This is a genomic window from Citrobacter sp. JUb117 (genome assembly GCF_024809055.1).
Taxonomy (GTDB): Bacteria; Pseudomonadota; Gammaproteobacteria; order Enterobacterales; family Enterobacteriaceae; genus Citrobacter; species Citrobacter gillenii.
On sequence record NZ_JANUFB010000001.1, the window covers coordinates 646,118 to 672,109 of the forward strand.

Genomic DNA, 25,992 nt, shown 5'->3' on the forward strand with positions numbered 1-25,992 from the left:
TACTCACGTCAGTACAACGGGCTGCCGTTGCACTTTACATCTACGTACACGTAATACTGTTAGCAGAATAAATCCGTTCTGCCGGTCCTTTATATGATCACTGAGGCAATTCTATGCCGATCGAAAATAAGCATAGCGCCTGCTCACGCATAAGAAAATCCTTAAATCTTCGTATTTATGTTTTTTTACATATTGTTATAAGAATATTCTTGCTCTTAATATTTTGATGTATAGCGGGAGTGAATGTAACGAACTGATTTTAAAGTTGTTAAAGTTAAATAAAGATAATGAAATGGCGTTTCATATCACAAAATTAAATTTTCCGACAAGGTATCCTCGGTGCGAGTTCTCAATATTTGACGTTTTTTTTGCGCCTGATCAATTTTACTGAATTGCATTAATCAAATGACATTAATAATTCGACATTTATGGTTTGATTGATGTGGATAAATCGAGGAGTTAAGTATGAAAAAGGTCGCGGTGCTGCTGGCACCCGGTTTTGAAGAGGCTGAAGCCATTGTCACCATCGATATTCTTCGCCGTCTGCATATTGACGTTGAGACGCTGGCCTGCGCCGAGTCCCGTGCGGTAGTGAGCTATCACGATATTCCGATGGTCACTGACAGCACCCTGGCTACCCGCCTGGAGACGATGTATGACGCCGTCGTGTTACCCGGTGGGCCGCAGGGCAGCGTGAATCTTGCCGCCAGCGATGCGGTTGTCCAGTTTATTGCACGTCATGATGCCGCCGGAAAACTGATTTGTCCGGTGTGCTCGGCCGCCGCCCGGGTTCTGGGAGGCAACGGCCTGCTGAAGGGCCGTCGCTACGTGTGCTCAGGGGATTTGTGGCAAAACGTCACGGAGGGTGAATACATCGACGCGCCGGTAGTCGAAGATGGCAATCTGATCAGCGGCAAAGGCTTAGGTCATATTTTTGATTTTGCTTTTGCCGTTTCTGCTCGTCTGCTGGAAGATGATGCCCCAGTTCGCGACCATGCCGAACATATTTATTACCCCTGGTAATCATTGCGTTCCCGAATGTGTGCATTCGGGAACAAGGATTCACTGACTGATGTTATGGATTAATCTGCTGCGCCTCATTTTCCCCACCAAAAAAACCGCGTTTTTTTATGTCATTTCCCACTGAATTTATGTACGCAATTACTGTAATTCTGTGGTGTGATGCCGCTCTCTTATGGAGAATCAATTTCCCGCTACAACTACTCTCAGCACTGGCATTGATCTTATCAATAAAAGGTAATGCCTTGTTTTACGTCCGAATTACAAAAAATCGTCTGATTTTACCCTACATAAAAGAACGTTAAAGCTGGAGTTAACCATGCACAAATTCACTAAAGCGCTGGCGGCCATCGGTTTGGCTGCCGTTATGTCACAATCCGCTATCGCTGAATCCATGAAGCTCGGTTTCCTGGTCAAGCAGCCGGAAGAACCCTGGTTCCAGACTGAATGGAAATTTGCGGATAAAGCCGGTAAAGACCTTGGTTTTGAAGTGATTAAGATTGCCGTCCCGGATGGTGAGAAAACCCTGAATGCCATCGACAGCCTTGCGGCAAGTGGCGCGAAAGGCTTTGTTATTTGTACGCCGGATCCCAAGCTCGGGCCTGCGATTATGGCAAAGGCGCGTGGCTATGACATGAAAGTGATCGCCGTCGATGACCAGTTTGCCAACGCCAAAGGTAAGCCGATGGACACCGTGCCGCTGGTGATGATGGCGGCCACTAAAATTGGTGAGCGTCAGGGCGAGGAATTGTACAAAGAAATGCAAAAACGCGGCTGGGATGTGAAATCTTCTGCCGTGATGGCGATAACCGCCAACGAACTTGATACCGCGCGTCGTCGTACGTCCGGTTCAATGGACGCGCTCAAAGCGGCCGGCTTCCCGGAAAAACAGATCTATCAGGTTCCGACCAAATCTAACGATATCCCCGGCGCATTCGACGCCGCGAACTCCATGCTGGTTCAGCATCCTGAAGTTAAACACTGGTTGATTGTCGGCATGAATGACAACACCGTGCTGGGTGGCGTGCGTGCGACCGAAGGGCAGGGCTTTAAAGCACCAAACGTGATTGGTATCGGCATCAACGGCGTCGATGCGATTAGCGAACTGTCTAAAGGTGAAGCGACCGGCTTCTACGGCTCACTGCTGCCAAGCCCGGACGTACACGGCTATAAATCCAGTGAAATGCTTTACAACTGGGTGACCAAAGGGGCAGAGCCGCCGGCATTTACTGAAGTGACCGATGTGGTGCTGATCACCCGCGATAACTTCAAAGAAGAGCTGGCGAAAAAAGGGTTAGGCGGCAAGTAATACGTCATGCCGGATAAGACAAAATGTCTCTTATCCGGCCAACACATTACGCCCTCAGTAGGCCGGATAAGGCAACGCCGCTATCCGGCAACAGATTAGATTCACGGAGACGTTATGCAACAGTCTACCCCGTATCTCTCATTTCGCGGCATTGGCAAAACCTTCCCTGGCGTTAAGGCGCTGACGGATATTAGCTTTGACTGCTATGCCGGTCAGGTGCATGCACTGATGGGTGAAAATGGCGCCGGGAAATCAACATTATTAAAAATTCTCAGCGGTAACTATGCGCCAACGACGGGTTCTTTGGTGATCCGCGGCGAGGAGGTTTCGTTTGCGGACACCACCACCGCGCTGAACGCCGGTGTCGCCATTATTTACCAGGAACTGCATCTGGTGCCGGAAATGACCGTCGCCGAGAATATTTACTTAGGCCAACTGCCCCACAAGGGTGGGATTGTGAACCGCTCGCTGCTGAACTACGAAGCCGGTTTACAGCTAAAACATTTGGGGATGGATATCGATCCGGCCACGCCGTTGAAATATCTCTCCATTGGCCAGTGGCAAATGGTGGAAATTGCCAAAGCGCTGGCGCGTAACGCCAAAATCATCGCATTTGACGAGCCGACCAGCTCGCTTTCCGCCAGAGAGATAGAGAATCTGTTCCGCGTTATTCGCGAACTGCGCAACGAAGGGCGCATCATTCTGTATGTCTCGCACCGTATGGAAGAGATCTTCGCCCTCAGCGATGCGATTACCGTGTTTAAAGATGGGCAGTACGTTAAGACATTTACCGATATGCAGCAGGTCGATCACGAGGCGCTGGTGCAGGCTATGGTGGGGCGTGACCTCGGCGATATCTACGGCTGGAAATCTCGACCGTATGGCACAGAACGCCTGCGCTTGCATGAGGTTAAAGCGCCAGGCGTGCGTACGCCGATCAGTTTATCGGTGCGCAGTGGTGAAATCGTTGGGCTGTTTGGTCTGGTCGGGGCCGGGCGTAGCGAACTGATGAAAGGGCTGTTTGGCGGAACACGAATCACCGAAGGTCAGGTGTTTATTGATGAAAAGCCGATTGATATCCGTAAACCCAGCCACGCGATTGAGGCCGGCATGATGCTGTGCCCGGAAGACCGCAAAGCCGAAGGAATTATTCCGGTCCATTCGGTTCGTAACAACATCAATATTAGCGCCCGGCGTAAACATGTTCTGGGCGGATGCCTGATTAACAACGGTTGGGAAGAGACTAACGCTGACCACCATATCCGCTCACTCAATATTAAAACGCCGGGAGCAGAGCAGCTGATCATGAACCTCTCTGGTGGTAACCAGCAGAAGGCGATTCTCGGCCGCTGGTTATCGGAAGATATGAAGGTGATTTTGCTCGATGAACCGACGCGCGGCATCGATGTGGGCGCGAAGCATGAAATTTATAACGTTATTTATGCCCTGGCGGCGCGCGGTGTTGCCGTGCTGTTTGCCTCCAGTGACTTGCCGGAAGTTCTTGGCGTCGCCGACCGTATTGTGGTGATGAGAGAAGGTGAAATTGCCGGTGTGTTGCTCCACGAACAGGCGGATGAGCGTCAGGCGTTGAGCCTTGCTATGCCTAAAGTCAGCCAGGCTGTAGCCTGAATAAGGAGAGTATGATGTCTTCCGTTTCTACATCGGGTTCTGGCGCAACCAAATCAGCGCTTAATCTTGGCAGAATTTGGGATCAGTACGGGATGCTGGTGGTGTTCGCCGTGCTGTTTCTGGTGTGCGCCCTCTTTGTGCCGAACTTTGCCTCCTTTATTAATATGAAGGGGCTGGGCCTGGCGGTTTCCATGTCGGGAATGGTCGCGTGTGGGATGCTGTTTTGCCTGGCCTCCGGCGACTTTGACCTCTCCGTTGCGTCTGTAATTGCCTGTGCCGGGGTTACCACCGCGGTGGTCATCAACATGACCGAAAGTCTGTGGATAGGCGTCGCCGCCGGGTTGCTGCTGGGGGTTCTTTGCGGCCTGGTGAACGGCTTCGTGATTGCCCGTTTAAAAATAAACGCGCTGATTACCACGCTAGCGACCATGCAGATTGTGCGCGGTCTGGCCTACATTATCTCTGACGGTAAAGCGGTTGGAATCGAAGATGAGCGCTTCTTCGCCCTCGGCTATGCGAACTGGCTGGGTCTGCCTGCGCCTATTTGGTTAACCGTTGGATGCTTCATTATTTTTGGCTTACTGCTGAATAAAACCACCTTTGGGCGTAACACGCTGGCTATTGGCGGTAATGAAGAAGCGGCGCGTCTGGCAGGTGTTCCGGTAGTCCGTACGAAGATTATTATCTTCATTCTTTCCGGCCTGGTATCGGCCGTTGCGGGGATTATCCTGGCATCGCGTATGACCAGCGGTCAGCCAATGACGTCTATTGGCTATGAATTGATAGTGATTTCAGCTTGCGTGCTGGGGGGCGTTTCGCTGAAAGGTGGCATCGGAAAAATCTCATATGTGGTAGCCGGGGTGCTGATCCTCGGGACGGTTGAAAACGCGATGAACCTGCTGAACATTTCTCCGTTTGCCCAGTACGTTGTCCGTGGCCTAATCCTGCTGGCGGCGGTGATCTTCGACCGCTACAAGCAAAAAGCGAAGCGTACTATTTGATGATTTAACGGCCAACTTTTTAGTTTAGCTTCTCCCAATCGCCAGCCGCTATACCGGCTGGCGATTGTTTTTGCAAATGGCGAGCCTGGTCACACTGTCTATACTTATACCCGTCATACCTCAAGCTGCATAAAGATAAGGAGGAGCACCGGGTGACAGTATCGCGAACCGTACCCCCTGAACTATCCGCAAACTGTGCTTATTTTTTTGATCTCGACGGAACATTAGCTGAGATAAAACCGCATCCCGATCAGGTCACCGTCCCGCAGACGATCCTGCAATTACTACATCGCCTGGCGACGCACAATGCGGGAGCACTGGCATTGATTTCAGGGCGCTCAATGACTGAGCTTGACGCACTCACTCATCCCATTCGTTTTCCGCTTGCCGGCGTGCACGGGGCTGAGCGCCGCGACATCAAGGGTCACACCCACATTGTCCGTCTTCCTCAGGACGTCGAACACGACATTAGCGTGCTATTGCATGCTGCACTGGCGAACATGCCCGGTACGACGTTAGAAACAAAAGGCATGGCGTTTGCTTTGCATTATCGACAGGCCCCACAGCATGAGGCGGCGCTGCTGGCGCTGGCTGAACGCATCACGCGCCGATGGCCCCAGCTCGCCCTGCAGCCCGGAAAATGTGTGGTTGAGATAAAACCAAAGGGGACGAACAAAGGGGAAGCGATTGCTGCATTTATGCAGGAAGCCCCTTTTGCCGGGCGCACCCCTGTTTTTGTTGGTGATGATTTAACCGATGAGGCGGGTTTCGCTGTGGTAAACCGCGCTGACGGCATTTCCGTGAAGGTGGGGAGCGGCGCGACCCAGGCGATGTGGCGTCTGGCGGGCGTAACAGATGTCTGGCGCTGGCTGGAGCAGATCAACTGTCCGCAGCAAGACCAAAAAGCAACGAATGACAGGAGAGATGGCCATGAGTCGTTTAGTCGTAGTCTCTAATCGAATTGCCTCACCGGATGACAAAGGCAGTGCTGGCGGCCTGGCGGTCGGTGTGCTGGGGGCATTGAAAACGGCGGGGGGGCTGTGGTTTGGCTGGAGCGGTGAGACGGGTAATGAAGACCAACCACTAAAAAAAGTCACCCGCGGCAATATCACCTGGGCATCGTTTAATCTGAGTGAGCAGGATTACGAAGAGTATTACTGCCAGTTTTCGAATGCCGTTTTATGGCCTGCTTTCCACTATCGCCTGGATCTGGTGCAATTTCAGCGCCCGGCTTGGGAAGGCTATCAGCGGGTCAATACATTATTGGCTGAGAAACTGCGGCCCTTACTGAATGAAGACGACATCATCTGGGTTCATGATTATCATTTATTACCGTTTGCCAGCGAGCTGCGGAAACGCGGCGTGAACAATCGTATCGGTTTTTTCCTGCATATTCCGTTCCCGACGCCGGAGATATTCAACGCATTGCCCCCGCATGATGTACTGCTTGAGCAACTGTGCGATTTTGACTTACTGGGGTTCCAGACCGAAAACGACCGTCAGGCGTTTCTTGATGCGCTAAGTGCACAAACCCGAGTCACCTCGCGGGGCGACAATCATCATCAGGCATGGAAAAAGGCGTTCCGTACCCAGGTTTATCCTATCGGCATTGAACCCGATGAAATTGCCCGCCAGGCGGCGGGGCCATTGCCGCCGAAAATGGCGCAGCTCAAGGCCGAGCTAAAAAATGTGCAGAATATCTTTTCGGTTGAGCGACTGGACTATTCCAAAGGCTTGCCGGAGCGTTTTCAGGCCTACGAGGCCCTTTTGGAGCATTACCCTCAGCACCACGGTAAAATTCGCTATACCCAAATCGCGCCGACGTCGCGTGAAGAAGTGCAGGCCTATCAGGATATTCGCCACCAGTTGGAGACTGAAGCCGGGCGCATCAATGGCAAGTATGGGCAGCTGGGCTGGACGCCGCTTTATTATCTGAATCAGTATTTTGATCGTAAATTGCTGATGAAAATTTTCCGCTACTCGGATGTTGGGTTAGTGACGCCACTGCGCGATGGCATGAATCTGGTCGCTAAGGAGTTTGTGGCAGCGCAAGATCCCGCCAATCCTGGCGTGCTGGTGCTCTCACAATTTGCCGGGGCAGCACATGAACTGACCTCGGCGTTGATCGTTAATCCCTATGACAGAGATGATGTTGCGGGTGCATTAAACCGCGCGCTAACCATGCCGCTTGCTGAGCGTATTTCCCGCCACGCTGAGATGCTGGACATTATCGTTAAAAACGATATCGACAACTGGCAGGCTCACTTTATCCGCGATTTAAAAAAGATCACGCCACGTCATGCTGAAAGCCAACCGCATGACACCGTAGCTGACTTTCCTAAATTGGCCTGACGACGAGGATACGGTCATTAATCGCCTGCCAGCGGCACCAACAGCACATCGACCTGGCTGGCGCTGACCACGCTTTTCGCCGAGCAGGATGCTCGCGAAAAGAAGCTGTGATTATGGTTGCCATAAATGACGAGATCGACGGCGTGTTTGCGACAGATATCCAGTATATGTTCGTTGAGTGCCCCATAGGTAATAAAGGTATGCTCAATGGGGTACTGCGCCTGCTGGGTGAGTTTATCGATAAAATTCAGCGTCTCTTCTTGCATTACCTCACGCAGGTCTTCCAGCATGGGGGCCGCAAACTGGTTATACAGTTCGGGATCGGAGACCAGGGTGACCAGGCTAATGCGCGCATTGACAGGGCGCGCAATAGAAACGGCTTTTGCTAACAACTGGTGACTTTCGGGGGTGGCGGCAACAGCGACAAGAATGTGCATGTAGCTCATAACTCGCTCCTTAAATACAAGAATTATGAGAGGACTTTTAGCGTTACTCTCGCTTCTTTCATACTGCAATTTTTCATACTGTAATAGTGTGAATGTCATCATGATTATTCATTAATTATTCTTATAAATAGAATAATCAGATCACAAAAGCTGAAAATCTGTTCAATCAATTTAAGTGAAATTCTCGGCTAATGAAAACAATATGTTAATAAAAAACAAACATAAATTAACATTTTGCATATCGTTACCTGACGGTATTAGTTAATGAGGTTAAATATTTAACTCATTGTTTATAAAGATATAAAGTGAGGAAGCAGTTTATTGTAAATCTGTGATCTCGCTCGTTATTTCGCGCGGTGATATTAACTGTCGTAAACAAAAGACTATTCGCTTTTATTGCAAGAATATTCGGGTGTACGGAATCGATAGAGTGAGTTATTGGCTATAAAATAACCAAAATAAAAGCTGTGCTGATGGATTTATGTTAAACGTTTAGCTGGTTTATGTGATCTGCGTCACATATTCTTTAAATTCGCAGCAGGGTTCCGTTGTATGTGTAACTGGCGGCGGGTAGAGTTGCGTCGAATTAGGAAAAATCTTAGGCATTTGTAAGAATTGATGTGAGCTTGTAAGGAACGCGGCCTTCTTAAAAAGGGATGTTTACACAACGCGTAAGCCGTAACGCTGCTATGTATTTGACCTTTTGCTTTTTTTTTACCGGGCCTTCCCGGCGACATCACGGGGTGCGGTTACGCCGCATAAAAATAATGTTGGTTATTATGGATGCAAATAATGCATACATCCGAGTTGCTCAAACACATTTATGACATAAATTTGTCATATTTATTGCTTGCACAGCGTCTAATCGTTCAGGACAAGGCTTCCGCGATGTTTCGCCTTGGTATCAGCGAAGATATGGCGGACACATTGGGAACCTTAACCCTTCCTCAAATGGTCAAATTGGCGGAAACAAACCAACTGGTCTGCCATTTCCGTTTCGACGATCATCAAACAGTTACTCGCCTGACGCAAGACTCTCGTGTCGACGATCTTCAGCAAATTCACACAGGTATCATGCTTTCAACGCGTCTGTTAAGCGACATCAATGATGCGGCGCGTAAGAAAAGGGCGTGATGATGAGCGAAAAAAGCATCGTTCAGGAAGCACGTGATATCCAGTTAGCCATGGAATTAATCACACTGGGCGCCCGTTTGCAAATGCTGGAAAGCGAAACGCAACTCAGCCGTGGCCGCCTTATCAAGCTGTATAAAGAATTACGCGGTAGCCCTCCGCCGAAAGGGATGCTTCCTTTTTCTACCGATTGGTTTATGACGTGGGAGCAAAATATCCATGCTTCTATGTTCTGCAACGCATGGCAATTTTTGCTCAAAACGGGCCTGTGTAGCGGTGTCGATGCCGTCATTAAAGCGTATCGCCTGTATCTTGAGCAGTGCCCACAGCCAGCTGAAGGGCCGTTGTTGGCGTTAACCCGCGCATGGACACTGGTCCGTTTTGTTGACAGCGGGTTGCTGGAACTGTCTACCTGCAACTGCTGCGGCGGTAATTTTATTACTCACGCGCACCAACCCGTGGGCAGCTTTGCCTGCAGTTTATGCCAGCCGCCATCACGTGCCGTAAAAAGACGTAAACTTTCCCAGAATGCTGCCGATATTATTCCACAACTGCTGGATGAACAGATCGAACAAGCTGTTTAACTGATACGGTGTGGATAGACACTCCAGCAGCGGTAAGCCATTACCGCTGCTTTTTTTTGTCCCGACCTTTGAGTTAACTGCTCGACTGCGCATCCTGTCATAGTCAATTGCGAAAGGATGATATCGTGCTGATCTTAATAGGTTACCTGGTTGTTATTGGTACAGTTTTCGGCGGCTATATGATGACCGGCGGACACCTTGGGGCACTCTATCAACCGGCTGAGCTGGTGATCATTGGTGGCGCGGGTATCGGGGCATTCATTGTCGGTAATAACGGCAAAGCCATTAAGGGGACGATGAAAGCGATCCCGTTGCTCTTTCGTCGCTCAAAATACACCAAAGCCATGTATATGGATCTGCTGGCGCTGTTGTATCGCCTGATGGCCAAGTCGCGTCAGCAGGGTATGTTCTCGCTTGAGCGCGACATCGAAAACCCCAAAGAAAGTGAAATTTTTGCCAGCTACCCGCGCATTATCGCGGATGCCGTAATGCTTGATTTTATTGTCGATTATTTGCGTCTGATTATCAGCGGCAATATGAATACGTTTGAAATTGAAGCGTTGATGGACGAAGAAATTGAAACGCATGAAAGTGAGTCGGAAGTCCCAGCTAACAGCCTGGCGATGGTCGGCGACTCATTACCGGCTTTCGGTATCGTCGCGGCGGTGATGGGGGTAGTACATGCGCTGGCCTCGGCCGACCGTCCGGCGGCTGAACTGGGGGCGCTTATCGCACATGCTATGGTGGGGACCTTCCTCGGGATTTTACTGGCCTATGGTTTTATTTCACCGCTCGCCAGCGTGTTGCGTCAGAAAAGTGCCGAAACGACCAAAATGATGCAGTGCGTGAAGATCACGCTGCTGTCCAACCTGAACGGCTACGCTCCACCGATTGCCGTCGAATTTGGTCGTAAGACACTGTATTCCAGCGAACGTCCGTCGTTTATCGAACTGGAAGAACATGTTCGTGCGGTGAGAAATCCAACGGCACAGCAGACGACTGAGGAAGCATGAAAAATCAGGCCCATCCCATTATCGTCGTCAAGCGACGAAAACATAAAGGTCACGGTGGTGGGGCGCATGGTTCATGGAAAATTGCCTACGCCGACTTTATGACTGCGATGATGGCGTTCTTTCTGGTGATGTGGCTCATTTCCATCTCCAGTCCGAAAGAACTGATCCAGATTGCCGAATACTTCCGTACGCCTCTGGCCACCGCGGTAACCGGTGGAAATCGTATTTCAAACAGCCAAAGCCCGATACCTGGTGGGGGGGATGATTACACCCAACAGCAAGGGGAAGTGAACCGGCAGCCGAATATTGATGAGCTGAGAAAGCGCATGGAACAAAGCCGCCTGAGCAAATTACGTGGCGACCTGGACCAGCTTATTGAGTCCGATCCGAAGCTACGCGCGCTGCGCCCGCATTTGAAAATCGACCTGGTGCAGGAAGGGCTGCGTATTCAGATTATTGATAGTCAGAACCGCCCGATGTTTAAGACCGGCAGTGCCGAGGTTGAACCTTACATGCGCGATATCCTGCGGGCGATTGCGCCGGTTTTGAATGGTATCCCCAACCGCGTTAGTTTGTCCGGTCATACGGATGATTTTCCATACGCCAACGGTGAGAAAGGCTACAGCAACTGGGAACTGTCTGCTGATCGCGCAAACGCCTCACGCCGTGAACTGGTCAGTGGTGGTCTGGACACGGGGAAAGTATTACGGGTGGTAGGTATGGCCGCCACGATGCGTCTGAGCGATCGCGGTCCTGAGGACGCCATCAACCGCCGTATAAGTCTGCTGGTGCTGAATAAGCAGGCGGAAGAGGCCATTTTGCATGAAAACGCTGAAAGCCAGAATGAGCCGGTAAGTGTCTTACAACCGCCAGCGGTCGTTCCGCCGGCAAGCGTTCCCACATCGCCACCAGCCAATCCGAGGTGATAGCGTGAGCATGGATATTAGCGATTTTTATCAGACCTTTTTTGATGAAGCTGACGAACTGTTGGCTGACATGGAGCAGCACCTGCTTGATTTGGTCCCTGAATCTCCGGATTCCGAACAACTGAATGCCATTTTTCGTGCGGCGCACTCGATTAAAGGCGGGGCGGGCACCTTCGGCTTTACTATTTTGCAGGAAACGACCCATTTAATGGAGAACCTGCTGGATGAAGCGCGGCGTGGCGAGATGCAGCTCAATGCCGACATTATCAACCTGTTTTTGGAAACAAAAGATATTATGCAAGAACAGCTCGACGCCTATAAAAGCTCAGAAGAGCCGGATGCCGCCAGCTTTGAGTATATTTGTCATGCGCTACGACAGTTAGCGCTCGAAGCAAAAGGTGAAACCGCACCCGCGGTCGTCAACACTGCAAAATTGAGTGTTGTTGACGGCACGGCGATACAGGAAGAGACGATGGCGCAGGAAACTGTTGCTGCTGAAGAGGTTAAAAAACGGATCGTTCTGTCACGTCTGAAAGCTGGAGAAGTGGATTTACTGGAAGAAGAGTTGGGGAACCTGGCGACCTTAACGGATGTGGTCAAAAGCAGCGATACGCTGTCGGCTACGATTGACGGTGACCTCGCGGAAGATGACATCATCGCGGTACTTTGTTTTGTTATCGAAGCCGACCAGATTGAGTTTACTCCCGTTGTGGCTGCCCCCGTTGAGTCGGTGACCGTGATGGATGAATCGCTGCCGGTTGCCGTTGTTCCGGTGGTTAAAGCCGCCGTCAGCGAACCGCCGCAGGGGCGCGTTGAGCGTGAAAAACCCGCGCGTGCCAGTGAATCTACCAGCATCCGCGTGGCGGTTGAGAAGGTCGATCAGTTGATTAACCTGGTCGGCGAACTGGTGATCACGCAGTCGATGCTGGCCCAGCGTTCGAATGAACTGGATCCGGTAAACCATGGCGATCTCATCACCAGCATGGGTCAGTTACAACGTAACGCCCGTGATTTGCAAGAATCGGTGATGTCGATTCGTATGATGCCAATGGAGTATGTCTTCAGCCGCTTCCCGCGTCTGGTTCGTGACCTGGCGGGCAAGTTGGGCAAGCAGGTTGAGCTGACGCAAATTGGTAGCTCCACCGAACTCGATAAGAGCCTGATTGAACGCATTATCGATCCGCTGACCCACCTGGTGCGTAACAGCCTGGACCACGGTATCGAATTGCCGGAAAAACGCCTTGAATCCGGGAAAAATCCAGTCGGTAACCTGACGCTGTCTGCTGAACACCAGGGCGGGAACATCTGCATCGAAGTCACCGATGATGGCGCGGGCCTCAACCGTGAGCGCATCCTGGCCAAAGCCATCTCACAGGGCATGCCGATCCATGAAAACATGAGCGATGACGAAGTCGGCATGCTGATTTTCGCGCCGGGATTCTCGACCGCCGAGCAGGTGACGGATGTCTCTGGTCGCGGTGTCGGGATGGATGTGGTGAAGCGTAACATTCAGGAAATGGGCGGGCATGTTGAGATCCAGTCGAAGCAGGGCCAGGGCACAACCATCCGAATTTTGCTGCCGCTGACGCTGGCGATTCTGGACGGCATGTCCGTGCGCGTGGCGGATGAGGTGTTTATTCTGCCACTGAATGCGGTGATGGAATCGCTGCAACCCCGTGAAGAAGATCTGCACCCGCTGGCCGGGGGAGAACGCGTGCTTGAAGTGCGTGGTGAATATTTGCCGCTGGTTGAATTGTGGAAAGTCTTCGAGGTTGACGGCGCAAAAACCGAAGCAACTCAGGGCATCGTGGTGATTTTACAAAGTGCGGGACGTCGCTATGCGCTGCTGGTCGATCAGCTTATTGGCCAACACCAGGTGGTGGTGAAAAACCTGGAAAGCAATTACCGCAAAGTGCCAGGCATTTCTGCCGCAACAATCCTTGGCGACGGTAGCGTCGCGCTGATTGTCGATGTCTCTGCATTGCAGGGGTTAAACCGCGAACAACGTGTGGCGATCACCGCCGCCTGATTGATTGAGTGAGAAAGGGAATAATATGACCGGTATGAGTAATGTAACTAAACTGGCCGGCGAACCGTCAGGTCAGGAATTCCTCGTGTTTACGCTAGGGGATGAAGAGTACGGTATCGATATTCTGAAAGTGCAGGAAATTCGTGGTTATGATCAGGTCACGCGTATCGCTAATACACCGTCTTTTATTAAAGGGGTGACCAACCTGCGCGGTGTGATTGTGCCTATCGTTGACCTGCGCGTGAAGTTCAGCCAGAGCGACGTTGACTATAACGAGAACACCGTGGTGATTGTGCTGAATCTGGGTCAACGCGTGGTGGGGATCGTGGTGGATGGTGTGTCGGATGTGTTGTCGCTGACGACCGATCAGATTCGTCCGGCACCAGAATTTGCGGTTACGCTGTCAACGGAATACCTGACGGGGCTGGGCGCACTGGGCGATCGGATGCTGATTTTGGTTAATATCGAGAAGTTGCTGAACAGCGATGAAATGGCATTGCTGGATATTGCTGCAAGTCACGTCGCCTAACCGCCTCCGGCCTACAACGATCGTCGTTGTAGGCCGGATATGCATATCGCCATCCGGCTCCCTCAACCGCTACGCTTCCTGCTCAACCAGTTCAGGTTCTTCTTCCAGTAACCCTTCATTCCGCGCAAGCATTGCGGTGGCAATCCCGTTGCCTAACACGTTAATCGCCGAGCGCCCCATATCGAGGAAGTGGTCGATACCCATCAGTAACAGAATGCCTGCAACCGGAATATTAAAACTGGGAATTGTTGCTGCCAGCACCACCAGCGCCGAACGCGGCACGCCGGCAATCCCTTTTGAGGCTAACATCAGCGTTAGCATCAGCACGGTGATTTCGGCGAAAGAAAGGTGAATATTATAGGCCTGCGCAATAAACATTGATGCAAAGGAGCAGTACACCATTGAGCCGACCAGGTTAAACGAGTAACCGATGGGTAGCACAAACGACACGATGTTGCGTGAGCAGCCAAATTTCGTCAGTTGCTCGAGCGTTTTGGGATACGCGGCTTCAGAGCTACTGGTGGTGAAGGCCACCAGCACTGGATCTTTCAGCATGCTGACCAGACGAAATACCTCTTTTTTCAACACCACGTAGCCGACCGCGAGCAGCACCAGGCAGGTCAGCACAATCGCCAGGTAATAGCCGCCGATGAATGAGGCATAGTTGAGCAGAATTCCCAGTCCCTGGGTGGCGATGACGGAGGAGATAGCGGCAAAAATTGCCAGCGGAGCCACGTACATTACATACCCGGTTACCTTCAACATAATGTGGGAAACCACATCCAGTGCGGCAACCAGCGGTGCGTTAAATTTCTCACCGAGTGAGGCCCCGCCAATACCGAAGAACATCGAGAACACCACGATTTGCAGGATCTCATTATTGGCCATGGCTTCGGCAATGCTGGTCGGGATCGTGTGAGTGAGAAAACCTTTCAGGCTCATGCCGCTAACGGCGAGGCCTGTATCGGTAGCTTCCAGTGGAATGGCCAGGTTCAGCCCGCTCCCCGGTTGTTCAAGGGAGACGACAAAAAGGCCCACCAAAATAGACAGCACGGAGGAACTGATAAACCAGAGCATGGCTTTGCCCCCGACGCGACCAATGGTGGATGTCTCTCCCAGTCGCATAATGCCGACGGTTAGCGTACTGAAGACTAACGGCGCAATGACCATTTTAATGAGCCGCAAGAAAATGTCGGTGAGCAGCGTAATATTATCAGCCCAGGCGGTTACTACGCCCGGTGAGGCCCAGGAGTGGATCACCGCGCCTGACAGGATGCCCGCCAGCATAAAGACCACGATGAACAACGTGAGTTTGTTTGCATTTGCCACTAAAAATCCCTCTGTGATGATGTAATAGTTATTCCCCTGCTACACATTTTTTGTACTTATTAAGTGGTAGCAAAGCATTCATCATATAAATCAAAGTCAGGATCGGTACAACTTTTTTTAATTTTTTATCCATTTTGTTGTGGTGTTTGAGCATCTGCGTTTTCACGCCTCTTTTTCCTGCAGGATTTCCTTTTTGCAAACGTAAAGTTATTCGGGCGGGTGCCGATAATGTTGATAACTCGTTTTCAGGAAGGTGCCTTATGTTTAACCGTATCCGCGTTGTCACAATGCTGATGATGGTGCTGGGGGTTTTCGCACTGCTACAGCTTGTTTCCGGTGGTCTGTTGTTTTCCTCATTGCAGCAGAATCAGCAAAGTTTTGTTATTTCTAACGATTTACGTCAGCAGCAAAGTGAACTCACCTCAACATGGGACTTAATGCTGCAAACGCGCATTAACCTGAGCCGATCCTCTGCGCGCATGATGATGGATGCTTCTAACCAACAGAGCAGTGCGAAGAACGATCTGTTGAAGAATGCGAAAGGTACGTTGGCGCAGGCAGAAGCACATTACACAAAATTCAAAAGCATCACGCCATTACCGGAGATGGCAGAAGCCAGTGGTAACGTTGATGAGAAATATCAGCAGTATCACGCAGCGTTAACGGAGCTGGTGCAGTTTCTCGAAACCGGCAACATGGATGCGTACTTCGCACAGCCGACCCAGGGCATGCAAAATGCCCTGGGTGAGGCGCTCGGGAAATATGCCAGCGTCAGTGAAAAACTCTATCTGCAGGCGTTTGATGAAAGCGCGCGGGATTACCAGTTTGCCCAATGGCAGCTCGGCGTTCTGGCCGTGGTGCTGGTGCTGATCCTGGTGGTGGTGTGGTACGGCATCCGTCATACCTTGCTTAACCCTCTGGCCCGCGTTATTGCCCATATTCGCGAAATAGCCAGTGGCAACTTAACCACGTCATTGACCGTTAGCGGGCGCAATGAAATTGGTGAGTTGGCCAGCACGGTTGATCATATGCAGCGATCGCTTATTGAAACGGTGACCCTGGTGCGGGAAGGTTCCGATGCGATCTATTCCGGCACCAGCGAAATTGCCAGCGGTAATACCGACCTTTCGTCGCGCACCGAGCAGCAGGCTTCTGCGTTGGAAGAGACGGCGGCCAGCATGGAACAACTAACGGCGACGGTGAAGCAAAATGCGGACAACGCCCGTCAGGCTTCGCAACTGGCGAAAAGCGCTTCCGATACCGCACAGCATGGCGGCAAGGTAGTCGATGGCGTGGTAAACACCATGCACGAAATCGCGGATAGCTCGAAGAAAATTGCTGACATCATCAGCGTAATCGACGGCATTGCCTTCCAGACCAATATTCTTGCGCTGAACGCGGCGGTTGAGGCCGCACGCGCCGGTGAACAGGGCCGTGGTTTCGCCGTGGTGGCGGGAGAAGTGCGTAATCTGGCAAGCCGCAGCGCGCAGGCGGCGAAAGAGATCAAAGCCCTGATCGAAGACTCCGTTTCTCGGGTCGATACCGGCTCGGTATTGGTAGAGAGTGCCGGGGAAACCATGAATGACATCGTCAATGCGGTAACCCGTGTCACCGACATCATGGGAGAAATCGCCTCAGCGTCTGACGAACAAAGCCGTGGTATCGACCAGGTTGCGCTCGCCGTGTCCGAGATGGACCGTGTGACGCAGCAGAACGCCTCGCTGGTGCAGGAGTCGGCTGCTGCTGCTGCCGCACTCGAAGAACAGGCCAGCCGTCTGACCCAGTCGGTATCGGCTTTCCGCCTGGCTGCACGCCCACTGTCGGCTAAATCTCGCGATGTACGGCCATCTTCAACAGCGGCCCCTGCGTCATATCCGCGCCAGCAAAGTACTGAACCCGACAGCAATTGGGAAACATTTTAACCGGGAGCTAACACCGGATAGTAAGTCGAGCAGGCAGAGACTCTTTCTGCCTGCATCGTGTTTTTAAGCATGAAGAGCAAACCGTAACACAACACGAATTGGCGCAGCGCAGGCTGTGCCCGTTGTATCCTGAATGTGATTGAGAAGGCGCTATGACATCATCTCTGCCCTCCGGGCAAACGTCATTATTGTTACAGATGACACAGCGCCTCGCGCTGTCTGACGCGCATTTTCGTCGGATATGTCAATTAATCTACCAGCGCGCGGGTATCGTGCTGGCCGACCACAAGCGGGACATGGTGTATAACCGCCTGGTGCGTCGCTTGCGTACCCTGGAGTTGGACGACTTTGGTCGCTATCTCAGCATGCTGGAAGCCAACCAGAACAGCGCTGAGTGGCAGGCGTTTATCAACTCCCTGACCACCAACCTGACCGCTTTTTTCCGCGAAGGACATCATTTTCCGGTGCTGACTGACCACGCGCGTCGACGCAGCGGCGAATACCGTGTCTGGAGCGCCGCGGCCTCTACCGGTGAAGAACCCTACAGTATCGCGATCACGCTGGCAGATACGTTGGGTATGGCACCTGGACGCTGGCGCGTTTTTGCCAGCGATATTGATACCGAAGTGCTGGAAAAAGCCAGAAACGGCATTTACCGCCTCGATGAACTGAAAACGTTGTCGCCACAACAGTTACAGCGTTATTTCATGCGTGGTACCGGACCGCATGAAGGACTGGTGCGTGTGCGTCAGGAACTGGCGAGCCATGTTGAATTCTCCAGCGTGAATTTACTGGATAAAAAATACAACGTGCCCGGCCCGTTCGACGCCATATTTTGTCGTAACGTCATGATCTATTTTGATAAAACGACGCAGCAGGACATTTTGCACCGTTTTGTTCCACTCCTGAAGCCGGATGGGCTGTTGTTTGCCGGTCACTCAGAAAACTTTAGCAACCTCGTGCGCGAGTTTAGCCTGCGCGGACAAACGGTGTATGCGCATGCGCCGGGTAAGGATAAATCATGAGTAAAATCAGGGTTTTGTCGGTCGACGATTCCGCATTGATGCGTCAAATCATGACTGAAATTATTAACAGCCACAGCGATATGGAGATGGTCGCGACGGCACCCGATCCGCTGGTTGCGCGGGATTTGATCAAAAAATTTAATCCTGATGTCCTGACGCTGGATGTGGAAATGCCACGCATGGACGGCCTCGATTTTCTTGAGAAGTTGATGCGTTTACGTCCGATGCCGGTGGTGATGGTCTCTTCTCTGACCGGAAAAGGCTCTGAAGTCACGCTGCGGGCGCTGGAGTTGGGGGCGATTGATTTCGTCACCAAACCGCAACTGGGGATCCGCGAAGGGATGCTGGCCTACAGCGAGATGATTGCCGAGAAAGTGCGTACGGCATCCCGCGCGCGTCTGGCGGCGCATAAACCAATTGCCGCGCCGAAGACGCTGAAAGCGGTGCCGTTACTCAGTTCTGAAAAACTGATCGCTATTGGCGCGTCGACCGGGGGAACGGAGGCGATACGCCATGTGCTACAGCCGCTACCGCTTTCCAGTCCGGCGGTCATCATCACCCAACATATGCCTCCAGGTTTTACTCGCTCATTTGCCGAGCGCCTGAACAAACTGTGTCAGATCAGCGTGAAAGAGGCGGAAGACGGCGAACGTGTATTGCCGGGACATGCGTATATCGCCCCTGGTGACAAACATATGGAGTTGGCTCGCAGCGGGGCTAACTATGTGATCAAAATTCATGATGGGCCGCCGGTTAACCGGCATCGGCCTTCTGTGGATGTGCTGTTTCATTCGGTGGCAAAACAGGCGGGGCGCAACGCCGTGGGCGTGATCCTCACGGGCATGGGCAACGATGGTGCCGCCGGAATGTTAGCGATGCACCAGGCAGGCGCCTGGACCATTGCGCAAAACGAAGCAAGTTGTGTGGTGTTCGGCATGCCGCGCGAGGCCATCAATATGGGTGGTGTGAGCGAAGTGGTCGATCTTAGCCAGGTAAGCCAGCAGATGCTGGCGAAAATCAGTGCCGGACAGGCAATACGTATTTAATGAGGAGCAGTATTTTATGGCGGATAAAGAGCTGAGATTTCTGGTTGTGGATGACTTTTCCACCATGCGTCGCATCGTGCGCAACCTGTTAAAGGAGCTGGGATTCAACAATGTTGAAGAAGCCGAAGACGGTGTGGATGCCCTGAATAAGCTGCAGGCAGGGGGGTTTGGTTTTGTCATTTCTGACTGGAACATGCCAAACATGGACGGACTGGAATTGCTGAAAACCATTCGTGCCGACGGCGGTATGTCTTCTCTGCCGGTGCTGATGGTGACCGCGGAGGCGAAGAAAGAGAACATTATTGCCGCCGCGCAAGCCGGTGCCAGTGGTTACGTGGTGAAGCCTTTCACGGCGGCGACGTTGGAAGAGAAACTCAATAAAATCTTTGAGAAACTGGGCATGTGAGGGTGTGATGATGATGATGCAACCACAAATTAAACCTGTTGATGAACATTCAGCAGGGGATATCATCGCGCGCATCGGTAGTCTGACCCGAATGCTGCGCGACAGCCTGCGTGAACTGGGGCTGGATCAGGCCATTGCTGAAGCGGCGGAAGCGATCCCGGATGCGCGCGATCGTCTGGATTACGTTGTGCAGATGACCGCACAGGCAGCAGAGCGTGCGCTGAACAGCGTAGAAGCCTCGCAGCCACACCAGGACGCAATGGAAAAAGGGGCCAAAACCCTGAGTAAACGCTGGGACGAATGGTTCGAGAATCCGATTGAACTGTCTGATGCCCGTGAACTGGTGACCGACACCCGTCAGTTCCTCGGTGATGTCCCTGGACACACCAGTTTTACCAATGCTCAGCTGCTCGACATTATGATGGCGCAGGATTTCCAGGACCTTACCGGCCAGGTTATCAAGCGCATGATGGACGTTATTCAGGAAATTGAGCGCCAGCTGTTAATGGTGCTGCTGGAGAACATCCCTGAGCAGGGCGCCCGTCCAAAACGTGAAAACGAAAGTTTGCTGAACGGCCCGCAGGTTGACACCTCGAAAGCCGGCGTTGTGGCAAGTCAGGATCAGGTTGACGACCTGCTGGACAGTCTCGGGTTCTGATTCGTGCAGACCGGATGTAGGGGCAACCGCTTCTCTTCCGGTCTGCATACTCTCTACCGTCTGTAGGGGTTAACGTCATAAACCCCGTCTTTTTTACCGCTTACTCTCGCCATTGCTGTGTCGCTGTTCTGGCATCATTCTCGCCTGTGTCTCTATCCAGGGTCTGATGCGTGGCAGAAGAAAGCGACGACGACAAAACAGAAGCCCCCACACCCCACCGACTTGAAAAAGCGCGGGAAGATGGGCAGATCCCCCGTTCCAAAGAGCTGACCTCACTGCTTATTTTGCTGGTGGGCGTGTGCATTATCTGGATCGGCGGGGAGTCGCTGGCCCGCAGATTGGCGGGTATGCTGTCGGCCGGGCTACGTTTTGACCACAGTATGGTCAACGACCCTAATCTGATCCTCAGCCAAATCATTCTGCTGATTAAAGACGCCATGATTGCGCTGTTACCGCTGATTACTGGCGTGGTGCTGGTGGCATTGATCTCGCCGGTGATGTTGGGCGGTTTGATCTTCAGCGGTAAATCGCTGCAACCCAAATTTTCGAAGCTGAATCCGCTGCCGGGTATCAAGCGCATGTTTTCTGCGCAAACCGGTGCTGAACTGCTGAAAGCCATCCTGAAATCTACGCTGGTTGGCAGCGTGGCTGGATTCTATCTCTGGCACACGTGGCCGGAGATGATGCGGTTGATGGCCGAATCGCCGATTACCGCAATGGGCAACGCCCTTGATTTAGTTGGCATGTGTGCGCTGCTGGTGGTGCTCGGGGTGATCCCGATGGTGGGGTTTGACGTTTTTTTCCAAATTTACAGCCATGTGAAAAAGCTGCGCATGTCACGCCAGGATATTCGCGATGAATATAAACAAAGCGAAGGTGACCCGCACGTTAAAGGCAAAATTCGCCAGATGCAGCGTGCGGTAGCGCAGCGACGCATGATGGCGGATGTGCCGAAAGCCGACGTCATTGTGACTAACCCCACACACTATTCGGTCGCCTTGCAATATGACGAAAACAAAATGAGTGCGCCACGCGTCGTCGCCAAAGGGGCGGGGCTGGTCGCGTTGCGTATTCGCGAAATTGGCGCGGAACATCGAGTCCCAACCTTAGAAGCACCACCGCTGGCCCGTGCGTTATATCGCCATGCTGAGATTGGTCAGCAAATACCCGGCCAGCTGTATGCTGCCGTCGCAGAAGTGCTGGCGTGGGTATGGCAATTAAAACGCTGGCGTCTGGCGGGCGGCAAGCCGCCACCGCAACCTGGAAACCTTCCGGTGCCTGAAGCACTGGATTTTATGAACGAGAAGAATACTGATGGCTAATCTGGTCGCGATGCTGCGCCTGCCCGGCAACCTGAAATCCACACAATGGCAGATTCTTGCCGGGCCGATCCTCATCCTGCTTATCTTGTCGATGATGGTGCTGCCGCTGCCAGCGTTCATCCTTGATTTACTGTTTACCTTTAATATTGCGTTGTCGATCATGGTGTTGCTGGTGGCGATGTTCACCCAGCGCACGCTCGAATTCGCTGCCTTCCCGACCATTTTGCTGTTCACCACATTATTACGCCTGGCGCTGAACGTTGCCTCGACGCGTATTATTTTGATGGAAGGGCATACCGGTTCGGCGGCGGCGGGGAAGGTGGTTGAAGCGTTTGGTCACTTCCTGGTGGGCGGTAACTTTGCCATCGGTATCGTGGTTTTTGTCATTCTTGTCATTATCAACTTTATGGTTATCACCAAAGGTGCCGGTCGTATTGCCGAAGTTGGCGCACGCTTTGTGCTGGACGGTATGCCCGGTAAACAGATGGCGATTGACGCCGATCTCAATGCCGGACTGATTGGGGAAGATGAAGCCAAAAAACGTCGTTCAGAAGTGACCCAGGAAGCTGATTTTTACGGCTCTATGGACGGTGCGAGTAAATTCGTTCGCGGGGACGCCGTTGCCGGTATTCTGATCATGGTGATTAACGTGGTCGGCGGCCTGCTGGTAGGCGTATTACAACACGGTATGAGTATGGGCAGTGCGGCTGAAAGCTACACCTTGCTGACCATCGGTGACGGTCTGGTCGCCCAAATCCCGGCGCTGGTTATCTCCACCGCGGCGGGCGTTATCGTGACGCGCGTCAGTACCGATCAGGATGTCGGCGAACAGATGGTCACCCAGCTGTTCAGTAACCCCAGCGTGATGGTGCTCAGTGCGGCGGTGCTCGGTTTACTGGGCCTGGTACCAGGCATGCCAAACCTGGTATTTCTGATGTTTACCGCAGCGCTATTGGGTTTGGCCTGGTGGTTGCGCGGTCGCGAGACAAAAGCCCCTGCGGAACCTCAGTCGATCAAAATGCCGGAAAATAATGCGGTGGTGGAAGCGACCTGGAACGATGTCCAACTGGAAGACTCGCTGGGAATGGAAGTGGGGTATCGCCTGATCCCAATGGTGGATTTTCAGCAAGATGGCGAGTTGCTGGGACGAATTCGCAGTATTCGTAAGAAATTTGCCCAGGATATGGGCTTCCTGCCGCCGGTGGTGCACATCCGCGACAATATGGATCTGCAGCCTGCGCGCTATCGCATCCTGATGAAAGGGGTAGAAATTGGCAGCGGGGATGCCTATCCGGGACGCTGGCTGGCCATCAACCCTGGTACGGCAGCGGGATCGCTGCCGGGTGAGAAAACGGTTGATCCGGCTTTTGGTCTGGACGCTATCTGGATTGAAAGTGCGCTAAAAGAACAGGCGCAAATCCAGGGCTTCACGGTGGTGGAAGCCAGTACCGTCGTCGCCACGCATCTGAATCACCTGATTGGCCAGTTTGCCGCCGAACTGTTTGGACGTCAGGAGGCGCAACAATTGCTGGACCGCGTGTCGCAGGAAATGCCGAAACTGACTGAGGATCTGGTGCCTGGCGTGGTGACGCTGACCACGCTACATAAAGTGTTGCAGAATTTATTGGATGAAAAAGTGCCGATTCGCGATATGCGCACCATCCTCGAAACGCTGGCTGAGCATGCGCCGCTGCAAAACGATCCGCATGAACTCACTGCCGTGGTCCGCGTGGCGTTGGGAAGGGCGATTACCCAGCAATGGTTCCCGGGGAACGACGAAGTTCAGGTTATTGGCCTGGATACGCCGCTTGAGCGCTTGCTGCTGCAGGCCTTACAAGGGGGCGGCGGCCTGGAGCCGGGGCTGGCAGACCGGCTGTTGGCGCAAACTCAGGAAGCGTTATCGCGCCAGGAAATGTTGGGCGCGCCGCCGGTGCTGTTGGTTAATCATGCATTGAGGCCTCTGCTGGCGCGTTTTTTACGCCGCAGCATACCGCAGCTGGTGGTGTTGTCGAACATGGAGCTTTCCGATAACCGCCATATCCGCATGACCGCGACCATCGGAGGTAAATAATGCGTAAGTTTCTGTGGCTGTTATTGTTTCCTCTGGCAGTGCAGGCCGCCGGAGAAGGCGCCTGGCAGGCTAGTGGCATGGGCATTACGTTAAATCACCGCGGGCAGTCTGCCTCGTCTGCGCCTTTGGTTCCCGGCCAGCCCGTCTCGGGGTTGATGACGCTGGTAGCCTGGCGCTATGAGCTGAATAGCCCTACGCCTGCGGGGCTGCGGGTACGTTTATGTTCGCAGTCGCGCTGCGTTGAGCTGGACGGGCAAAGCGGCACCACTCACGGATTTAATAACGTACCTGCCGTGGAGCCGATGCATTTTGTCTGGGAGGTGCCCGGCGGCGGTCGCCTGATCCCGGCCTTACAGGTGCAAAGTAATCAGGTCATCGTCAACTACCGTTAATTCTCTCTTCTTCATCGCAGCTGGCAGATGAAACTGCTGGCTGTCTCGCACTTTTTGACCCGCTACTTTGATTTAAAAGAAACGCTGTTTTATAAAATAGGTGACTTACGTTGCCGGACTCTTTGTGCTGTTGCCATTTCGCGATTATCCCTGGCAGAAATAAAAAGGTTTCCCTTGCGGTTAACTTTTACTGTGGCCGTGTAAGGACGTCCTGCGTCGAAGTGAGGATTGCGGGGCCTCCCAATAATGTGCAGGGGTAACGGCAATGAGAACACGTAAAATTGGGTTGGTTAATTATTTTGCCTATGGGGCAGGTGACTTTTTAGGCGCAGGGACCACGGCGCTGACCGCCGCATGGTTGCTCTATTTCTACACCACTTTTTGTGGCCTGACGCCTATTGAGGCGACGTTTATTTTTGCAACGGCCAGGGTGCTGGATGCGGTGGTTAGCCCATTAATGGGCTTTTTAACGGATAATTTTGGATCGACCTGGCTTGGTAAACGCTTTGGCCGACGTAAGTTTTTTATTCTGCTGGGGATTCCCTGTGTCTTTAGCTACTCCCTGATGTGGGTCGGCGACATGGGATTCTGGTACTACCTGCTGACCTACCTGGTGTTTGATGTGGTTTACACCATGATTCTGGTGCCCTATGAAACGCTGGTACCGGAAATGACCGATGATTTTAAACAGAAAACCAAGTTTTCTGGCGCGCGTATTTCTATGGCCCAGATGTCAGCCATACTGGCCTCGTTCTTACCTGGCGTACTGTTGACGCTGTTTGGTAAACACAATCCTGTTTCATTTTTCTATGCCAGCCTGGTGTTTTCGGTGCTGTGCGCGCTGATGCTGACCTTTGTGTGGTTTTTTACCTGGGAACGCCCGCGTGAAGAATGGACCGAAGCGGCACTTCGCGCTGAAGAAGAGAAGAAAAGCCTGACCTTTCGTCAGAGCATGAGTCGTCTTTTCACTGAGCTAAGTTCGACGCTGCGCATCCGCATTTTCCGTCAACATTTGGGCATGTATCTTGGTGGTTATATCGCGCAGGACGTGTTCAACGCGGTCTTTACCTACTATGTGGTGTTTGTGTTGATGCAGGAAGCCTCTATGGCGTCGAACCTGCTGGGCACCATGGCTATCTTCCAGTTTATTGCGGTTATCGCCATGATCCCGCTGTGCATTCGCTTTGGACCGGCCCCGTCTTACCGGATGGTGGTGGTGCTGTTTGGCCTGAGTTCTCTCTCTTATGCGGTGTTGTATTACGCCGGGCTGAGTGATGTGTACGCCTTATTGCTGCTGGTTTCCGCCGTTGCGGGCCTGGGACGTGGTGGCATCAATTATGTTCCGTGGAATACCTACACCTATATCGCCGATGTCGACGAGGTGATCACCGGTCAGCGTCGGGAAGGGATCTTTGCCGGCATCATGACTTTAACGCGCAAAGCCTCGCAGGCGGGGGCCGTCATGCTGGTCGGCATTGTTATGCAGTTATCGGGTTTTGTCTCCGGGCAGAGTGAACAACCTGCTGCGGTTAGCCATACCATTCTGTTCATTCTGAGTTGCGGTACGTTGATTGTACTGGCGTTGGGATTCCTGGTGTCTCTGCGTTTCAAACTGAATCTGCAAACACATAGTACCTTGCGTGAAGAGACTGCAAAAATGCGTGAGTCCGGGCGCCCCGTGCCAGAAGGGCTTACCCCTGAAGGACGTGCAACGGTAGAGATGCTGTCAGGCATGCCGTATGAATCACTTTGGGGTAACAACAATATTGGTTACCTGAATCGTAATAAACCTGCTGCGCCATCACTGCAACATGGCTCAGCATTGAATTCGACATTGCACAGAGGTTAAGTA

The 25,992-nt window shown here is 52.4% G+C and carries 23 protein-coding genes; 21 read left to right on the forward strand and 2 right to left on the reverse strand.

Annotated elements, in window-relative coordinates; translation table 11 throughout:
- The first annotated feature begins 465 nt into the window (after positions 1-465).
- From M2374_RS03150 to otsA, 6 genes are all read left to right on the forward strand, one after another.
- Positions 466-1,023, forward strand: a complete 558-nt coding sequence (locus M2374_RS03150) for a DJ-1/PfpI family protein (RefSeq protein ID WP_181688260.1) — start codon at positions 466-468, stop codon at positions 1,021-1,023.
- A 316-nt stretch (positions 1,024-1,339) separates the two neighbouring features.
- Positions 1,340-2,329: an arabinose ABC transporter substrate-binding protein gene (locus M2374_RS03155; RefSeq protein ID WP_115258798.1), complete on the forward strand. Its 990-nt coding sequence runs from the start codon at positions 1,340-1,342 to the stop codon at positions 2,327-2,329.
- A gap of 114 nt (positions 2,330-2,443) precedes the next feature.
- Positions 2,444-3,958 carry an L-arabinose ABC transporter ATP-binding protein AraG gene (gene araG, locus M2374_RS03160; RefSeq protein ID WP_115258797.1) on the forward strand — a complete coding sequence of 505 codons (1,515 nt, stop codon included), beginning with the start codon at positions 2,444-2,446 and terminating at the stop codon, positions 3,956-3,958.
- Positions 3,959-3,972: 14 nt separating this feature from the next.
- Positions 3,973-4,959 (forward strand): L-arabinose ABC transporter permease AraH, encoded by a 987-nt coding sequence (gene araH, locus M2374_RS03165; protein WP_096757468.1) that lies wholly within the window; start codon positions 3,973-3,975, stop codon positions 4,957-4,959.
- Between the two features lie 152 nt (positions 4,960-5,111).
- Positions 5,112-5,915: a trehalose-phosphatase gene (gene otsB, locus M2374_RS03170; RefSeq protein ID WP_117341920.1), complete on the forward strand. Its 804-nt coding sequence runs from the start codon at positions 5,112-5,114 to the stop codon at positions 5,913-5,915.
- Positions 5,890-7,311, forward strand: coding sequence for an alpha,alpha-trehalose-phosphate synthase (gene otsA / locus M2374_RS03175; protein ID WP_181688259.1), 1,422 nt, complete (start codon positions 5,890-5,892; stop codon positions 7,309-7,311). Before otsB ends, otsA begins: the two co-directional genes overlap by 26 nt.
- Positions 7,312-7,328: 17 nt before the next feature.
- Here the strand turns inward: otsA and uspC are convergent, their stop codons facing one another.
- Positions 7,329-7,757 carry a universal stress protein UspC gene (gene uspC / locus M2374_RS03180; protein ID WP_096757465.1) on the reverse strand — a complete coding sequence of 143 codons (429 nt, stop codon included), beginning with the start codon at positions 7,755-7,757 and terminating at the stop codon, positions 7,329-7,331.
- 792 nt (positions 7,758-8,549) lie between these two features.
- Here uspC and flhD point away from each other — a divergent pair.
- From flhD to cheW, 6 genes are all read left to right on the forward strand, one after another.
- On the forward strand, positions 8,550-8,891 hold the full coding sequence (flhD, locus tag M2374_RS03185; RefSeq protein WP_181539765.1) for a flagellar transcriptional regulator FlhD: 342 nt from the start codon (positions 8,550-8,552) through the stop codon (positions 8,889-8,891).
- A gap of 2 nt (positions 8,892-8,893) precedes the next feature.
- Complete coding sequence (gene flhC / locus M2374_RS03190) at positions 8,894-9,472, forward strand: flagellar transcriptional regulator FlhC (RefSeq protein WP_161959006.1); 579 nt, start codon at positions 8,894-8,896, stop codon at positions 9,470-9,472.
- Between the two features lie 125 nt (positions 9,473-9,597).
- Positions 9,598-10,485 carry a flagellar motor stator protein MotA gene (gene motA, locus M2374_RS03195; protein ID WP_096757462.1) on the forward strand — a complete coding sequence of 296 codons (888 nt, stop codon included), beginning with the start codon at positions 9,598-9,600 and terminating at the stop codon, positions 10,483-10,485.
- On the forward strand, positions 10,482-11,411 hold the full coding sequence (gene motB, locus M2374_RS03200; protein WP_115258793.1) for a flagellar motor protein MotB: 930 nt from the start codon (positions 10,482-10,484) through the stop codon (positions 11,409-11,411). The genes motA and motB overlap by 4 nt, the downstream gene beginning before the upstream one ends.
- 4 nt (positions 11,412-11,415) lie before the next feature.
- On the forward strand, positions 11,416-13,440 hold the full coding sequence (gene cheA / locus M2374_RS03205; RefSeq protein ID WP_146716583.1) for a chemotaxis protein CheA: 2,025 nt from the start codon (positions 11,416-11,418) through the stop codon (positions 13,438-13,440).
- Between the two features lie 25 nt (positions 13,441-13,465).
- On the forward strand, positions 13,466-13,969 hold the full coding sequence (gene cheW / locus M2374_RS03210; RefSeq protein WP_115258791.1) for a chemotaxis protein CheW: 504 nt from the start codon (positions 13,466-13,468) through the stop codon (positions 13,967-13,969).
- A 69-nt stretch (positions 13,970-14,038) separates the two neighbouring features.
- Here cheW and M2374_RS03215 read toward each other — a convergent pair whose 3' ends face one another.
- Positions 14,039-15,298, reverse strand: coding sequence for a dicarboxylate/amino acid:cation symporter (locus tag M2374_RS03215; protein ID WP_115258790.1), 1,260 nt, complete (start codon positions 15,296-15,298; stop codon positions 14,039-14,041).
- Positions 15,299-15,558: 260 nt separating this feature from the next.
- Between M2374_RS03215 and tar the strand changes: the two genes are divergently transcribed.
- The 9 genes from tar to M2374_RS03260 all read left to right on the forward strand — a co-directional run bounded on the left by tar (position 15,559) and on the right by M2374_RS03260 (position 25,989).
- Positions 15,559-17,220, forward strand: coding sequence for a methyl-accepting chemotaxis protein II (gene tar / locus M2374_RS03220; RefSeq protein WP_135912218.1), 1,662 nt, complete (start codon positions 15,559-15,561; stop codon positions 17,218-17,220).
- 152 nt (positions 17,221-17,372) lie between these two features.
- Positions 17,373-18,245 carry a protein-glutamate O-methyltransferase CheR gene (cheR, locus tag M2374_RS03225; RefSeq protein WP_181595546.1) on the forward strand — a complete coding sequence of 291 codons (873 nt, stop codon included), beginning with the start codon at positions 17,373-17,375 and terminating at the stop codon, positions 18,243-18,245.
- The gene (gene cheB / locus M2374_RS03230; protein ID WP_115258787.1) at positions 18,242-19,291 is read left to right on the forward strand and encodes a protein-glutamate methylesterase/protein glutamine deamidase; all 1,050 of its coding nucleotides are present in this window, start codon (positions 18,242-18,244) and stop codon (positions 19,289-19,291) included. Before cheR ends, cheB begins: the two co-directional genes overlap by 4 nt.
- A gap of 16 nt (positions 19,292-19,307) precedes the next feature.
- Positions 19,308-19,697, forward strand: coding sequence for a chemotaxis response regulator CheY (cheY, locus tag M2374_RS03235; protein WP_045444172.1), 390 nt, complete (start codon positions 19,308-19,310; stop codon positions 19,695-19,697).
- Positions 19,698-19,710: 13 nt separating this feature from the next.
- Positions 19,711-20,355 (forward strand): protein phosphatase CheZ, encoded by a 645-nt coding sequence (gene cheZ / locus M2374_RS03240; RefSeq protein WP_096759429.1) that lies wholly within the window; start codon positions 19,711-19,713, stop codon positions 20,353-20,355.
- A gap of 170 nt (positions 20,356-20,525) precedes the next feature.
- Positions 20,526-21,677: a flagellar biosynthesis protein FlhB gene (flhB, locus tag M2374_RS03245; protein WP_181625235.1), complete on the forward strand. Its 1,152-nt coding sequence runs from the start codon at positions 20,526-20,528 to the stop codon at positions 21,675-21,677.
- Positions 21,670-23,748 (forward strand): flagellar biosynthesis protein FlhA, encoded by a 2,079-nt coding sequence (gene flhA, locus M2374_RS03250; RefSeq protein ID WP_115258785.1) that lies wholly within the window; start codon positions 21,670-21,672, stop codon positions 23,746-23,748. Before flhB ends, flhA begins: the two co-directional genes overlap by 8 nt.
- Positions 23,748-24,140, forward strand: coding sequence for a flagellar protein FlhE (gene flhe / locus M2374_RS03255; protein ID WP_181688258.1), 393 nt, complete (start codon positions 23,748-23,750; stop codon positions 24,138-24,140). Before flhA ends, flhe begins: the two co-directional genes overlap by 1 nt.
- Before the next feature lie 265 nt (positions 24,141-24,405).
- A complete protein-coding gene (locus M2374_RS03260; protein WP_181688257.1) occupies positions 24,406-25,989 on the forward strand; it encodes an MFS transporter in 1,584 nt (527 codons plus the stop codon).
- Positions 25,990-25,992 lie beyond the last annotated feature (3 nt).